Genomic DNA, 15,325 nt, shown 5'->3' with positions numbered 1-15,325 from the left:
ACGAACATGCGCGCCCTCTTCTTCATCCTCTCGCTTCCCGCTCTGCTTCTTACAGGATGTCTAAAGAATTGGGGCGAGGACGACTACACGTTCGGCAAAGCGCACGAAGTCGGCGTCATGAACATGTTTCCCGGCGCGCTGACGCAAGAAGGCGCCTTTTCAATTCCGCTAAACGACGACGAATCGCTGTGGGTTTTCGGCGAAACGCTGATCTCGGACACGAGTGAAATTGGTTTTCATGCTCTTTCGAATAGTGCAGGCATTCATCACGGCCGCGGCGCACCGACAGGCAACGCCCTCGAGTGGGTTACGGACTCGACGGGGAATCTGAAACAGATTATTCCGTATACGGAGTACGAACAGGAATGGAACAGCGACACGCTCAGTTCCTATCAATTCAGGCTTTGGCCAATCGGCGGACTAAAGATTGGTGAAACGGTTTACATTTTTGTCAGGAAAGTCCGCTTCTACAGCTATTCCTCTATTCGGGATTACAGCACGGTCTTAGTTCGGCTCGACCAAGATTTGAATGCAGAGCGAAGCTACGAACTGTTTACCCAAAGCATGGGATACAGCCCCCGTTTGGACGAGGACGGGTATGTCTATTTGTTCGGTTTAGCGTGGAACGGCGAAAGCGACAACGGGTTTGCGGCCAGAGTGCGTCCCGAAGCAATCGAAGACATCGAAAGCTACAGCTACTTCAGAACCGACATCTACGAATGGTCGTCGTATCTCTACACCGACCGCAGCCTCTATGTATCGGACGTCATCGTCGACGACAATGCCTGGATCGGATCATACACCTATATCCGCACGTATTACGAAACTAATGACGTCTATCTTTCGCAAACTTGGGACCCGAATCTCATATCAGGGTCGTTCAGTTTGCTGCTCTTCACCGGCGACTCTCCGCGCGAGTTCTGGATCAGCCGCGTCTACCAGCATCCCGAGTACAAGCGAGACGGCGGCCGCAAGATTCTGATTAGCTATTGGAGTCAACAGGAAGATCGCGGTGCGGGACTTCATTTAGTAGAATTCGAGTTTTACGAATGATGTCTCGAGTTCTTTTCATCGTCCTGTTAGCTTGCGCGAGCTCATTTGCCGCGACGTGGGAAACTATGCCCGGCGCGTCGCGTGCAATCAACAGCGGCCTCAGCGCGTCGCGAGATGCGACGTTTCCTTCATGGCAATATCTTCCGCGCGAAACCCGCACGGGCGGAGCGGATTTCGGCTTCGGAGCAATTTACAGCAAGCGCACGACGCTCCGGCTGGGGTTTCACGGAATGCTCGAACTTGAATCCGACAACGATCATGTCGAGCCGTATCCCGGAGAAGATCACAGTGTAAATTTGTGGCGCGGCGTGTTTGGATTTTCCACGATGTTTGCCCTGGACCGCTTGGGCGAGAAGACCTTCGGCCAAGGCGGCAACATCGAATTCGGGTTTTCCGTACGGCACGAATCCGATCACGGCTACGACGACCTTTGGTTTCACATCTTCGGCCCGCCGGACGTCGGCAATTTCGTCATGCCCGAAGCAGCCGTTCGCATCCCGCTGGGCAAGGCGAGTTTTGATCTTCGCGCGCAGGACAAAGTCTTTTTCGGCGATTCGTATGACAAGTCGTATACTCACGGTCCCGGCGCCGAGTTGATTGCACGCTGGAGATTCCGCAAAGGAGCCTATCCGTTCATGTCCCACTACTGGGAGTATTTGATCGGCGAACTCGAACCCTATTCGTATCGTTTGAAGCGCAAGACTCCCGATAATCAATATTATCGCAGCTTAGTTGGAATAGTCCTGCCCGGCAAGCACGCCGACCTCGCACTCTATTCGGCGATGATGGCCGGAAACCAAAAAGGACTGCAGGAATTCAAGCAGCAATTTACGTGGGGCTGGGGACTCCGTATCGTGCTGTTCGGCAGCGAGTAGAATCTCATGGAGTATTTGCCGAGTCTTGAGCATGTTTCGTACGTTGGCATCGTATTGGCGCTGCTGTTCTCGGGCTATTTGCTGCCCTTGCCGGAAGAAGTACTGCTGTTGGGATTCGGCTATCTGATCAGCAGCAGCGAACTGCATTCCGTACCGACGACGATCGCGGCCATGCTGGGAATTCTCGGCGGAGATTTTGTTTTGTACAGGCTCGCAAGCCTGCGCTCTCCGCGCGTTTCCAGATTGATCGAACGAGTCGAGCGGTCGCGAGTTGCCAAAGCCTTGCCGACCGGAACAAGCGGACTCGTGCGGGCGGTGTTTGCGTTCCGGTTCGTCGTGGGTTTGAGATTTTTCGGACCGCTCTTCGCGGGTATTCGCAACATGCGCGCGGCAAGTTACATCGCAACGGACTTTGCAGCAGTATTGATTTACGTTCCCCTTCTGCTGTTTTTGGGCTACCATTTTCACGCGACCATTTTCAAACTCTTCGCCGTCGTGGAAGTTGTCCGGCATACCATCTTCGCGGTATTCCTCCTCGCGTTAGGCGCGTTCCTGACTTGGCGGCTGAAAGTCTTTGAACGCAAAACGTAACCCGGACTTCTCTATGACCTCCCTGCCGCAGGCATAGGTATCCCTTGGCATCGACGGCCAGAGGCCGACGGCAGTTTGTCTTGTTCTGACTTCTTATTTCATATTTCACTTTTAACCCCCATCACATGACCCAAGCATTTCTCGTTGACGCTCTCCGCACTCCAGTGGGCAAACACAATGGTATCCTGAAAGCAGTCCGGCCCGACGACATGGCCGCGCTGGTGTTGAAAAGAATTGTCGAACGCAACGAACTCGACCCCGGTTTGATCGACGAAGTCTACATGGGCTGCGCCAATCAAGCGGGTGAAGATAACCGCAACGTCGCGCGCATGGCCGTCCTGCTTGCGGGCCTCCCCCACTCCGTTCCCGCCGTGACCATCAACAGGCTGTGCGCGTCCGGAATGGAAGCCGCCGCAATCGCTTTCCGGGCCATTGCATCAGGTGAAGGACATTGTTACATTGCAGGAGGAGTGGAGTCCATGACCCGCGCTCCGTTCAGTGTGCCGAAACTCGCGGGTGGTTTCGATTTCGGCAACTTGACCGCGTGGGACACGACTTTGGGCTGGCGCTATCCGAATCCCGCGATGAAAGAGCTGTTCCCGCTGGAGTCTATGGGCGAGACGGCGGAGAATATCTATGAACGTTGGAAAATTCCCCGCGAGTTACAGGATCAATTCGCCTTTGAATCGCACCAGAAGGCCGTCATGGCTCACGAACGCGGACTATTCGAAGAAGAGATCATTCCGGTCGAAATTCCCCAGCGCAAAGGCGACCCGATCGTCGTAAACCGCGACGAAGGCCCGCGCAAAGACACCACACTGGAAAAACTTGCCACCCTCCGGCCGGCTTTTCGCAAAGGCGGCACGGTCACGGCGGGAAATTCGTCCAGCTTGAATGACGGAGCAGCAGCCCTGCTGATTTGTTCTGAGAAATTCATCAAAGACCACAATCTAAAGCCATTGGCGCGGATTGTCGCCTCGGCTTCGGCGGGAGTTGATCCCCGTTACATGGGAATCGGACCGGTGGACGCCGTAGAAAAGTTGCTTGCCCGGACGGGAGTCACCAAGTTTGAAATTGGTTTGTGGGAGATCAACGAAGCCTTCGCGGTGCAGGCTCTGGCAGTTCTGGCGGAACTTGATCCTCATATCGACCGTGTGAATTCTAAGGGCGGCGCCATTGCCATTGGCCACCCCCTCGGGATGTCCGGGGCGCGCATTTTAGGCACCCTTGCACGCAGCATGCGTGATGCCGGGACGAGGTGGGGAATTGCCAGTCTCTGTGTCGGGGTCGGTCAGGGTCAGGCTATCCTATTGGAAAACATGAATTAATTTGGGTCTGGCGAATTTGCCAAATTTACCGTAAGTTGGCATAATGTTCGCTTTGTATTTCGGTAAATCCTTAACCAGCCAATAAGAAAGAAAATTGGGTGCCGCGGGGCACCGTCCTCAATCCGATGATTGTCAGCACCGCGACGACTGCGGACCTTGCCCAGCTGCTCGAGCTGGTCGCCGAATATCAAGCCGATGGCGAAGAATACGAAGCTCATCCTGATGATGTCAATCAGGAATATTTGAAGGAGATTTTGGACAACGACCGATTGGGTTCAATCTTTATCGGTCGCACATCGAGTGGAATTCCCGTAGGATTTCTACTCATGTACCTAACTCCATCCACGTTGGAAGCAGATCGCGTCCCGACGATTCTGGATCTGTTTGTCAGACCAAGTCAGCGCGAAAAAGGCTTCGGGCGTCAGCTCTTCGACCATGCGATCCGCTGGGCGACAAAGGCAAAGTACTCGCACATTGACTGCACCGTGGAAAACATGAACATGGTGGCGCAGTACCTCTTTGATTATTACAAGGCCGATTCAGCCGGCCGAGTCTACTATTCCATTGATCTTACGAAAGACTAACGTCGCTTTCATCTTGCTGGTGTTGGTGTTCGGATTCGCATTGGCAAAAACCAGTGTCGAGCCGCGCAAACACGCCGGTCGCACTTTGCCGCGTCAACAACACGTGAGGACGCCGCACGTCTCGCTTGACAGTCTTTACACGGCAACGGGATTGCCCATGCCGATCCAAGACTTCGACACGACAGTGGCAGTCATCGAGATTCCCGAATCTTACAACGTTGAAGACGTGGACGTGGGCGTGACGCTTGAGCACACGTGGGTTCGCGATTTGGCCATTTGGCTTGAGCGCGATTCGACGTATGACGACTCAGTCTTTGATCATCAGGATTCGACGATACAAAGTATCGACACGGTAACTCACGATACGACGTACCAGTATTTCAACGTCTATCGCGATACGACGATCGATTCCGTGGCGCGTGTCTTGCTTTTGGATCTGTTTCCCGCCGACAATATCGTCAACATGACGGGAACGTGGTTCGACGATCAGGCACTCACGTCTATATATGACGGACTTCCGCCGTTCACGGGCGGATTTCAGCCGCTGCGAAATATCGACACTGTTTTTGCCGGACATGACGCGCAAGGTCAGTGGCGGCTGGTAGTCTATGACCGTTTTGCCGGAGACGTCGGGCAGCTTTTGGATTTCAGCTTGGAAATCAACGGCGCGCCCGCGATTACCGGAACGGTGTCGAACTCCGTCACCGCCAGTCCAATTGCCAACGCGACGGTCTTTCTCATTGACACATCCATTGTCGACACGACCGGAGCCGACACGATTGGCCGGACGACAACGAATGCCGACGGTGAATATGTCTTATCCCGTATTGCGGACGGCACGTACCGGATGGCGGCGCGGGCGACGAATTACCTTGACGCAATCGTCGACGGAGTAACGGTGATGGAAGGTCAGACAACCACGCAGAACCTGCAGATGGTTCCGACCTTGACGTTCACGGATGTTACATATTTTGGACGAGCCGTGACGATTCCGGATGCGGCCGCGGGGCGTGCAGAAGTCGATCTCGAAGTAACCGGAATTGACTCGACGATTCTCGACCTTGACGTAACGGTGAACATCACTCACACGTTTATGTCGGATTTGATTATTTCTCTGGCTCATCCGAACGGAGATACGATCACACTCTATAATCCGCCGGGCGGCGTAGAGCTTGGAGCGGATATGGTGAACTGCCGTTTTGACGATCAAGCGGCGACGCCGATCGGGAGCGGCATGGGACCTTATACCGGTTCGTTTGTGCCGGAGCAGCCTCTATCGACGTTCAACGGCCTCGCCGCGAACGGCACGTGGAGCTTGCACGTCGAAGACTTTTTGGAGTTGGATTCAGGTCAAGTGAACAACTACACCCTGCATTTCCAAACTCCGTTGCTCGACGCCGACGACCGCGGGATTGGTTTGCCGCAAGCCTTCAAGCTGCATCCGGCTTACCCCAATCCGTTCAACTCGACAGTGAATCTGTCGCTGGACGTTCTGCGCGAACAAACCGTGACTCTGGAAGTTTTCGATATTACCGGACGGTTGGTGGAGACTTTGCACAGCGGCAAATTAACCGCGGGAAGTCATAAATTTTTCTGGACGGCTAACCGCGTGTCCAGCGGCATGTATTTCGTGCGCGCGCGGACGACCGACTTGAAACAAACCGTCAAGATCGTTTTACTGAAATAAGAATTCACCATTTCAATATTTTCCGTACCGCACCCCGGGCGGGAGGAAAGAACAACTTGGAGAAAGAGACATGCAAAAATTTGCAAAATTGTTTGTTTTAGCTTTGTGTCTGATTGTCGTCGGGACGGCATTCGCGGGCAAGGTGAAGGGACCTGACGCGAGATTGGTTGTCAAGAACGGCGCGGTGATTGACGTCACCGGTTCCAATTCGAATTACGAACTTCCGGCAGTTGGTTCACGCCGTGCGGGCACGCTCGATGAAATCGTGCTGTCCGAGAATTTTGATGCGATTCCAGTCGGTTCGCTTCCCGCAGGCTGGGTTCAAATCGACGTGGACGGCGGTCAAAACACCGTTGAAACAATTTGGCCGATTGACTTTTCTCAATGGCTGGTCTTCGACGGCTCGACGGTCGCTCCGGCGATTCCGGGTCACTCGGGAACGAAGTTCGCCTGCAACATCTACAACGTACCTGCGAGCGCCAACGACGATTATCTGGTTCTTCCGCAGCAAAATCTCACGGGCGACATCACTCTGACGTTTTGGGCGGCTTCGGCAAGCTCGAGCTGGCTTGAGTCGTTCGAAGTGAAGGTCTCCACGACCGACACTCAACCGGCCAGCTTCTCGAACCTGATCGGTACGCAGCACCTGAATATTCCGGCGACTTGGACGCAGTATACGTTTGATCTTTCCGCCTACGCGGGATCGCCTTTCTATGTTGCGATCCACCACATTTCCAATGACAAGCTCTTGATCCTCGTCGACGACGTGGTGCTCGAAGCCGGTGAAGCCGGCCCGACGGGTTTTGTCGTAGGAATGGTTGAAGACAGTGAAACCAGCTCGCCGCTTCAGGGTGTCATGGTTGCCGGCGGCGGCCACAGCACGACGACGGACGGCACCGGTGCCTATACTTTGGAAGCCAACGTCGGCATGCAGGACATCACGTTCTCGCTGACCGGTTATGAAACCTATGTCGAGCAGGACGTGAACGTCACGGACGGCGGCACGACGACGCTGGACGTCATGTTGACGGCATTGCCCGCAAGCAACGACAATTGCGATTCGCCGACGATGCTTGAACTTGGCGACACGGGTTACAGCACGTTGGAAGCGACCATTGATGCGTCTATCGCCGCACTGCCCGCTTCCTGCAACGAAGGATTCGGCGTCGCATTCGGCCCGGACATTTGGTTCAACTTTATTGCTCCGACGACCGGTGAAGCATCGTTCTCCCTGTGTGGTCAGGCTGACTATGACACGCGCATGGCCATCTACACGAATGGAACCTCTGAGGTCGCCGATTGCCCCACGACTAACGACGACTTCTATGGCTGCAACGACGACGGCGTCGACGAAAATGGAGTAGATTGCTTGGATTTCACGTCGCGCCTTGTCGTCGACGTGGTTGAAGGTCAATCCTATCTGCTGCGCGTCGGTGGCTATGGCACGGAAAGCGGCACGGGCACGTTGACGGTTACCGTTGCGGGTTCGGCCGTGGATGACGGCGTCGAGGGTGTTCCTACGGACTTCGCGTTCCAAGGCGCCTTCCCGAATCCGTTCAACCCGAGTACGCAGTTGAAGTTTGACGTTCCCGTGACTGCCGACGTCTCGCTGAAGATTTACAACTCGCTGGGTCAGGAAGTGGCCACGCTGGTGAACGGCTTGATGAATGCGGGTTCGTACACGGTTGAGTTCGCGGCCAATGATCTGCCGTCAGGACTCTACTTCGCGCAGCTTCATTCCGGCAGCTTCACATCGACGCAAAAGCTCGTGCTAATGAAGTAACTTTGTCTCATTGTGACTTCAAGTCACGACACGTATGACATAAAAACGGCGGCTCAATTTGAGCCGCCGTTTTGTATTGTTTGGCATTGCAAATTGCAAGACACGAAGACATACGGTGAGATAGTCACTAATTGTGCTGACCCTCCGATGCCTCTTCCCATGTTGTTGAATGCTTCACGAAATATCGTGAATTAATTGCTTACACAACGAACCCACGGATGAACTGTGCGCGAAAGGTCTTGCGCAGGCTGATTGTCGAGCGTATATTATGTGAGTTGCAAACTCGCAACACCATACTAATGACCTCCCTGTCATCCGGTCACCTCCCAGCCGGATGAGACCATGAAGCCCCTGCGCAAGCAGGGGCTTTTTGTTTTGAGTTAATCAGCCCGTGATGCCACGAAAAATCTCCGTTGAGTCGATTAGACATTGTGCAGATCAACTGCATTCCTCTCGTTCTCGTCAATTGCTTCTTTCTATGAAACGTGAAAGAAGAATTGAGGACACACCATCATGCATTGGAATTTCATCAATACTCTCAGAGCGAAACCTCGTATCACGTGTCATCACAGTCAATTGACTGATTGGTCCAAAATTCAACAGCTTGGCTTGTACTCCATGCAGTATGCTACATATACTTCAAGCGGCGAGAAGATGTTGCGAACCTTCGACACGATTGCTGCTGACACACGTAAGGGCGTATATTTATGTGAAGCACAATTGGGGAAACTCCACACAACGAAGCAACGGGGACGTATGAAAACACTTGGACTTTTTTTCTTTTCGGCGATATTTGCTGTCACGACTGTTTTTGCTCAGAACCCATGTTATCCGAATGGCTGCCGCACGCAAACTCAAGGCGGGTGGGGAGCGGATTGCCACGGCAACAACAACGGCTGCCTGCGCGACGCGAATTTTGCAACGGCATTTCCAACCGGATTGACCATCGGCGGAACCTACACAATCCACTTTTCGACCTCCGCGGCAGTTAACGCGTTTCTTCCGGCGGGCGGAACACCGAATGCGCTGACAGCAAGCTACAACAATCCGACGTCTACGACCGCCGGTGTGTTTGCGGGCCAAGTCGCGGCGCTCGCGCTTTCGCTTGGATTCTCGGAAATTGGCGTCAGCGGTTTTTGCGATCTTGGGTCTTTGTATTACTTTGACGTCGACGATTCCGACGATCCTTTCGTCGGCATGACGGTCAACGAACTTTTCGCGCTTGCCAATCAAGTTCTCGGCGGCGACTTGTCGGGCCTTCCGTTTGGCGCGACGGTGTCGGACCTGAACGACGTGATCGACCATATCAATCAGAACTTCGACGATGGAACGCAAGACCTCGGCCATCTCGACTGCGACGTTCAGTTGGCTGCTGAATTGACGTCCTTCGTCGCGACAGGGCAAAGTGGTTCTATCGAACTGACTTGGAGCACCGCGTCCGAACACAACATTGAACGCTTTGAGATCGAACGCACGACGTCTGCCGATTGGCATGTTGTCGGAAGCGTGGTCGGTCAAGGTGACAGCCCGGTCGGACACGACTATGTGTACACGGACAACTCCGTTTCCGCGGGCGAAACCTACACCTACCGCTTGGTTGATATTTCGCGCGACGGCAGCCGTACGGTGATGAATCGCATCGTAACAGTGGAAGCGGGAACAGCGTCCGTTCTGCCGACTCAATATGCTTTGATGCAGAACTATCCGAATCCGTTTAACCCCAGCACACAAATAACCTTCTCGTTGCCTGAGGCTTCGGATGTTTCGCTGGTTGTGTTTGACGCACTGGGTCGCCAAGTTGCGACGATTGCGAATGCTTCGCTCGGGGCAGGCTTGCACACCATGATTTTTGATGCGTCAAACCTCTCCGCCGGACTGTATTTCTATCAGCTCAAGGCCGGCGATTACTCCGCCGTTCGCAAGATGATGCTGATAAAATAAGCTGCTACAATCACTAAATGAAAAGTGCCCGTCCCAAACAGGACGGGCGCTTTTGCTTTGCACCGTTCAACTCTACTCTCCAAGTCTCATCTCGTAGTCCCGCCAATAGGAGTTCGTCGAATCCACTTGTGCGTAATAGGAAAGCAATTTTCGCGCAGTCTCCAAATCTCCCGTCTTCGCAATGGAATCCACTTCAAAAGCCTTCTCGGCCCACCACTTCATGGATTCACCGTATGCGAGGGTCGAATCCAGTTCGAGCGCGGTGTTCACAAGCACGCGGGCTCGGTCAAGTTTGTTCCGTCTCGCTTGCGCAACCGCGAAAAAGAACAGATTGCCCGCATACTCCTTGTTCACTTTCGCCGCCGCAATCGCAGTGGTGTCCGCGGCGTCCATGCGATCCGCGAGTTTATAGGCATCGGCAAGATTGAACAGATAACGCGGATTGCGCTCTGCCGCGACCGCATGTTCCCACGCGTCGATTCGTTTGTCCAATTCTCCGGTTCGCTGATAATACAATGCGAGGTTCTCCCATCCGTAAGCCGAACGCGAGTGATCCAAAACCAACAAGTTCCGGTAGCGCGCAATCGCCGTGTGTTGTTGCGACTGCACCAACACGGCCGGTACAAGAATCAAAATGACTAAAGAGAGCAAGCTCGCGCGTAACTTGGCTGACGAGTCGGAATCAAATTCAAGCTGCGATGTTCGCCATGCGGCATAAAACACGGCAGGCCACAAAGCCGCGCTGACGATGTCCCAATCACGCGCCATGCCGAGATTCGGGCTGAAGACGACGGCAAACAGCGCGCTCGCGCCCGCCGCGATAGACAAAAAGTTCTCTTGGTTGTTGCGCTTGATGGAACCCGACAGTCTTTTCGAAAAGAACAGCGCGAATGCGCCGGCGATCACGGCCCACATCATGAGATTGAACAAATCGACGGCGTGCTTAATGCTCAGCATTGCATATCCGTCACTCACCCATTGCGGCAGCAGCGGCAGTACGCTGATCCACCCGTTCCAGCCTTTCACATAAACATATCCCGCCAAACCGATGGCCCCCAAAATCGCTATGAGCAGCTTGAGCCGCTTCGACTGCGCAGACAAATTTTGTGCTGCCGACTCCCGCTGTTCAAAATGCATCGTCCACAAAACGTACACAAGTGCGGGAAACAGGACCACCGCAAGGTAATGCATCGCTACCGCAATACCAAAAACAACAATCGGCACGAACGGAATCTTGCCGGGCGATTCGATGGACTTCAGACCGGCAATCAAGAACGCAACCATCGCCAGTGACACCCACGCGTAGTTTTCTACGTAACCGAAGAACATCAGCCACGCGCCGCTCGTCAAAAGCATCAGCCAAAACACACTCGGATCGACGTCACCATGCGCACGCACAAACTGAATCAACAACAAGACAAGCAGCATTCCGGCAAGTGACGATAAAATTCTGTAGCACCATGCCGCAATCTCGCGATATGCGAATTGCCGTTCAACCCGCGCATCCTGAACTGATTTTCCCGGCGCAGTCTGGATGTCCGGCCCCGCGACTTGCATGGCGACGCGAAACACTCCTTCATGCAAGAGCATCGTGCCCGGTTCCTTTTGCGAAAAAAGTCTTCCCGGCGGAATGTTTTGCCCGGTTTCGAGCATCTCACCCAAATGCGCGAGCCTCGCAATCGCAAGCTGGCCGTCACCCAGAAGATTTCCGTACACACTCAGCAGCATAAACAGAGCAAAAGAAACTGCCGCCCAACCTACAGGCGGCAGCTTTACTCTGTTTAACAAATTCAGTGAAACGATCTTCACTCCGAACGGCGACAGCAGCAGCGCGGCGAAGAGCAGCAGCATACACGATAACGCAATCGGCAAAAATGCCAACTGATGCACGGCCCACAATCTCAACTCGGGTTTGAACATCGCCAAAACCGATAACAGCAGCGTCCCAATCGCGACAGCGCGCACGGAAAACACTAATCCTGAGCCCGCACGTTGCCGCGGCTCCGGCGCAGGTGCTGACTTAGCTTCGTGCCGGTTGCGCTTGGTCATGATTGATGCGAGCTAACGCCTCGGCGCGTTCTTGAGCAACCACGCGCCGGCTTTCCAGCGTAAAGATAAAGAAATGAGCGAAAGACAATGTGTAGACAAACGTCCAGAACAAGAGTATGTAAACAAACGTCGCGACGTTTTCCGTCCGCGTCATATGAAACAGCAAGCCGCCCACGACGACCAGCGCGGCAAAAATATAGCTCTGCGGAGTTTTCCAAAAGGCTCGGTGCAGATTCATAGCCTTCTTTGGCGCAATTTGGAAAAACTTCTCATCTCTCCACAATCCGCGCAGCACCGACGCGACGTAAACAGGAACCGTATTGGCCAAGAGTCCCTGCAGCAGCACGAGATTGCGAATCGCATATCCGCGCAGCCGCATATGCACATACGGAAACAGCGCCACGGCAACATAAAGAGGATAAACCGACAGATAAACATAATCGATCGGGCGCATCGCATGCTGCAAGTACCATTCTGCTCCGCCCATTCCGAACCGGACAAACAACAGAAGCAGCATCGGAACGGTAGCCAGATATCCCAACGCAAGCGTAATGAAGTAGTAGCCGCTCGACCAAAGGTAATTGATACTCATGCGGAACGGTGCGCGTTCCTTGCTCCACATGTTCTTCCAGACAATCTTCGCGACCGAGGTATTTCCCGTTGCCCAGCGCTGCTGCTGCTTCCAGTATCCGTACACCGTGCTTGGCCCGATACCGACGGCGTAGGTCTTACGGTGATACAACGACCTCCAGCCTTTTTTGTGCAGCCAAAACGACGTCATCAGATCTTCCGACACAGTCTGCTCGTCCCAACCTCCGACGCTTTCCAAGGCATCGATGCGCATCAGAAAATTTGAACCGCAGCACAGAGCTTGTTCAGATGCGCCTTTCGCCTCCAAGACCGAATCATACAGCAGCATTTCCTGCATCGCTGCCGCGCGTGTCGTCCACGTCTCTTCTGCATTCGCATAAAGCTGCGGCGTTTGCACGAACGCCAACCCGGAGTCTTGCTCCAGCAGCGGCGCCAGTTCCCGCAAAGTTTCAGGCTTGATTTCGTGGTCGACGTCAAACACGGCGATGTACTTCGCGCTGCGTTTAAGGTGCGGCAGCGCGTCATTCAGCGCACCGGCTTTGTGTCCGCGATTGGGGATATGCAAAACCTCGACGCCGAGTCGTTCCGCCACCGCCGTACACGCGGCCTTGTTCTCTTTGGTGCGCGAGTTCTCAATCATATACGCGCGGTAATTCGGATAGTCGAGTTTTGTGACCGTGCCCAAACTCCGTTCGAGAATTTCGGGGTCCTCGTCGCAGCACGCGATCATCACGAGAATTTCCGGTGAGTTCTCGCCGAGTGGCAGCGTGGGCGGCAGCCTGTATTTGTGTGTCGCGCGCCAGCTATAGAACACATAAATAAACCAATGCGTCATCACCAGCATTTCCGCGACCACCAACACAAACAAGCCGATTGCGTGAATCGGCTCCCAAATTGACGAATGATGCGAAGCAAGATGCACAAGTTGATAGAAAACGTACTTGAAGAACGGCCATCGGAGAGTCTGCACAACAACAAAAACCAATCCGAGTACAAAGAACCAAGCCGTCACCGTGCGCCGCAGTGCAGCGGACCGGCGGTATTGTTCGAAGACGTGGTTAATCTCTGTGCGGGGTTTGTAGCCCAGCAAAATCAGAGCTGCCAGCGAGCAGCCCACGAATATCGCATAAATTAGGATCGAAAGAATCATTCGGCAGCGTGTGAAGCCGTGTCAGCGGGCACCGGTCCGAATTGCTCGTGGAGAATGAAGTTCTCGCGCAGCGAAACCCTGATTGGGCATACCCAGAACGCGTTCGGGTCGACGTCCAGCATATCAGTGATATTCACCGTGCGCACATTCCGTCCGGTAGTCTCGATAACCGGAAGCATATCCAAATAGTGCTGCGCGAGCGGAGAATAGGATTCTACAACCCAAAACCGGTTCGTGCTGTTGAGGATGGGAACGAGGGCCTGCACCGAATCGACGCGAATCACTTGATCGCGCAAATGCGGAAGCAAGTAATATTGAACGGCCTCGTTGGTAAACGGCGGATACGGAATGACGACGTCCGCCGCTTCAAGCCGCGCGCTCAGATACTCTCCGGTTTCGCGCCACGGATCTTTGTCCGTCTTTGTGTAGTAATTCCAAAGCGGATACATGGTCAATCCCAGTACGACGGCCACAAAGAGTTGCCGGGGGAGGGCTTGCAAGCTCGCCGAAGCCGTTGCCATCAGAAAGATAACAACCAGCAAACCAGGAATTGTGTAGCGCAAATCGTAAATCGGAGAAACCGTCACAGCAATCAGCCACGGAACCAGCCAAAACGATATTGCAAGAATCAGCAAAAACCTGAATCCCGGACGCAATCTGGTTTCGCTGTAAAATCTAAGCACGGCCAGCACGGACGTGAGCAGAATCACAACTGCGCCGATTTGCGCATTCATGAAATACTTCGCGGGCGTGGTCAGAAGTTTGTACAAGCCGGGCTTTTCCAACCATGACGTCGCGGTTAATCCTGACATCTTGTCCGCAAGCGCGATCGCGTGTTGAATTGCTCCCGGAGCGCACAGCAGAAACAGGATGATAAACGTGATGAAATACGGACGCGGATAGCGTGCCGCGCCGCGAAACTTTCCGGTTCCCTTGAACGAATAATAGAGTATGACTTCGCTGAGAATGACAAACACGCCGTAAGGGTGTGTATAGAAAGTCATTGCGGAAACGAGTACAAACGAAATCGCGGACAGCCAGCGAAATTGCCTCATCAGCGAAAACAGCAGGATGAACGCCGCCACGGCCAAAAACAAGAAGAGCGCGTAGGGACGCGCTTCCTGCGAGTAATAGATGGCGAACGGGTGCACCGCAAAAAACAGCGCGGCCAGAATCGAGCCTGTACCGCTGAAAAACTGTCGAGCGAGTACGTAGACCAGTTGAATCGTCAGAGTACCCCAAATCGCGGACCAGAATCTTAGTGAAAACTCACTCGTACCGGCCAACAGCGCCCACGCTTTGGTCCACAAGAAGTAGATTGGACCTTGATTCCCGGAATCCCAGCCGAACAGAATGTCATGAACGGATTCGTGCACTCGGACCGCGGTCATGATTTCATCAAGCCACAAGCTCTCTTGGCCGAGCCCATACATTCTCAACGCAAATCCGGCCAGCAAAATGAACCAGATCCAGCGCGAGCGTTCCGCCTCAGATCTCAGCATTTGTCACCGGATGAATAGTTTTTCCCGAGTTCTCGTGATTCCATGTCATATAATTTCACAAAGTACATGTTACAGCGCAGAATCTCAAGGCGAAGTGCGCCGTAAATTGCAATCACATGAGAAATTCGGTTTATTGTAGAGCATGAAGTAGGTTCAACACTCTCGGCACTTCCTTTCTAAACTATTTTCAA

The 15,325-nt window shown here is 53.7% G+C and carries 11 protein-coding genes; 8 read left to right on the top strand and 3 right to left on the bottom strand.

Features of this window, described 5'->3' with window-relative positions; all coding sequences use genetic code 11:
• Nucleotides 1-6 precede the first annotated feature (6 nt).
• From H6507_10735 to H6507_10700, 8 genes are all read left to right on the top strand, one after another.
• Nucleotides 7-1,053 carry a hypothetical protein gene (locus tag H6507_10735; protein MCB9369574.1) on the top strand — a complete coding sequence of 349 codons (1,047 nt, stop codon included), beginning with the start codon at nucleotides 7-9 and terminating at the stop codon, nucleotides 1,051-1,053.
• Nucleotides 1,053-1,928 (top strand): hypothetical protein, encoded by an 876-nt coding sequence (locus H6507_10730; protein MCB9369573.1) that lies wholly within the window; start codon nucleotides 1,053-1,055, stop codon nucleotides 1,926-1,928. Before H6507_10735 ends, H6507_10730 begins: the two co-directional genes overlap by 1 nt.
• A 6-nt stretch (nucleotides 1,929-1,934) precedes the next feature.
• Nucleotides 1,935-2,519 carry a VTT domain-containing protein gene (locus H6507_10725; GenBank protein MCB9369572.1) on the top strand — a complete coding sequence of 195 codons (585 nt, stop codon included), beginning with the start codon at nucleotides 1,935-1,937 and terminating at the stop codon, nucleotides 2,517-2,519.
• 125 nt (nucleotides 2,520-2,644) lie between these two features.
• Complete coding sequence (locus tag H6507_10720; GenBank protein MCB9369571.1) at nucleotides 2,645-3,847, top strand: acetyl-CoA C-acyltransferase; 1,203 nt, start codon at nucleotides 2,645-2,647, stop codon at nucleotides 3,845-3,847.
• Nucleotides 3,848-3,945: 98 nt separating this feature from the next.
• Nucleotides 3,946-4,431, top strand: a complete 486-nt coding sequence (locus H6507_10715) for a GNAT family N-acetyltransferase (GenBank protein MCB9369570.1) — start codon at nucleotides 3,946-3,948, stop codon at nucleotides 4,429-4,431.
• A complete protein-coding gene (locus H6507_10710) occupies nucleotides 4,367-6,118 on the top strand; it encodes a proprotein convertase P-domain-containing protein (GenBank protein ID MCB9369569.1) in 1,752 nt (583 codons plus the stop codon). The genes H6507_10715 and H6507_10710 overlap by 65 nt, the downstream gene beginning before the upstream one ends.
• A gap of 70 nt (nucleotides 6,119-6,188) precedes the next feature.
• Complete coding sequence (locus H6507_10705; protein ID MCB9369568.1) at nucleotides 6,189-7,901, top strand: choice-of-anchor J domain-containing protein; 1,713 nt, start codon at nucleotides 6,189-6,191, stop codon at nucleotides 7,899-7,901.
• 756 nt (nucleotides 7,902-8,657) lie between these two features.
• Entirely contained in the window at nucleotides 8,658-9,842 is a 1,185-nt protein-coding gene (locus H6507_10700) for a T9SS type A sorting domain-containing protein (protein MCB9369567.1), read from the top strand.
• A 72-nt stretch (nucleotides 9,843-9,914) separates the two neighbouring features.
• On the opposite strand, the gene H6507_10695 is transcribed toward H6507_10700, so the two are convergent.
• From H6507_10695 to H6507_10685, 3 genes are read right to left on the bottom strand one after another with little or no spacing between them, the layout of a single operon-like run.
• Nucleotides 9,915-11,891 (bottom strand): tetratricopeptide repeat protein, encoded by a 1,977-nt coding sequence (locus H6507_10695; GenBank protein ID MCB9369566.1) that lies wholly within the window; start codon nucleotides 11,889-11,891, stop codon nucleotides 9,915-9,917.
• The gene (locus H6507_10690; GenBank protein MCB9369565.1) at nucleotides 11,863-13,632 is read right to left on the bottom strand and encodes a glycosyltransferase; all 1,770 of its coding nucleotides are present in this window, start codon (nucleotides 13,630-13,632) and stop codon (nucleotides 11,863-11,865) included. Before H6507_10690 ends, H6507_10695 begins: the two co-directional genes overlap by 29 nt.
• Complete coding sequence (locus H6507_10685; GenBank protein MCB9369564.1) at nucleotides 13,629-15,134, bottom strand: glycosyltransferase family 39 protein; 1,506 nt, start codon at nucleotides 15,132-15,134, stop codon at nucleotides 13,629-13,631. Before H6507_10685 ends, H6507_10690 begins: the two co-directional genes overlap by 4 nt.
• Nucleotides 15,135-15,325 lie beyond the last annotated feature (191 nt).

This window comes from Calditrichota bacterium (genome assembly GCA_020637445.1).
In the GTDB taxonomy this organism is placed as follows: Bacteria; Electryoneota; RPQS01; order RPQS01; family RPQS01; genus JABWCQ01.
This window is presented reverse-complemented; position numbering and strand designations above follow the sequence as displayed.

Bases quoted from the DNA above. Each gene is read 5' to 3' on its own strand.
- H6507_10735 (MCB9369574.1), top strand. From the start codon at position 7: ATGCGCGCCCTCTTCTTCATCCTCTCGCTTCCCGCTCTGCTTCTTACA.
- H6507_10730 (MCB9369573.1), top strand. From the start codon at position 1,053: ATGTCTCGAGTTCTTTTCATCGTCCTGTTAGCTTGCGCGAGCTCATTT.
- H6507_10725 (MCB9369572.1), top strand. From the start codon at position 1,935: ATGGAGTATTTGCCGAGTCTTGAGCATGTTTCGTACGTTGGCATCGTA.
- H6507_10720 (MCB9369571.1), top strand. From the start codon at position 2,645: ATGACCCAAGCATTTCTCGTTGACGCTCTCCGCACTCCAGTGGGCAAA.
- H6507_10705 (MCB9369568.1), top strand. From the start codon at position 6,189: ATGCAAAAATTTGCAAAATTGTTTGTTTTAGCTTTGTGTCTGATTGTC.
- H6507_10700 (MCB9369567.1), top strand. From the start codon at position 8,658: ATGAAAACACTTGGACTTTTTTTCTTTTCGGCGATATTTGCTGTCACG.
- H6507_10695 (MCB9369566.1), bottom strand. From the start codon at position 11,891: ATGACCAAGCGCAACCGGCACGAAGCTAAGTCAGCACCTGCGCCGGAG.
- H6507_10690 (MCB9369565.1), bottom strand. From the start codon at position 13,632: ATGATTCTTTCGATCCTAATTTATGCGATATTCGTGGGCTGCTCGCTG.
- H6507_10685 (MCB9369564.1), bottom strand. From the start codon at position 15,134: ATGCTGAGATCTGAGGCGGAACGCTCGCGCTGGATCTGGTTCATTTTG.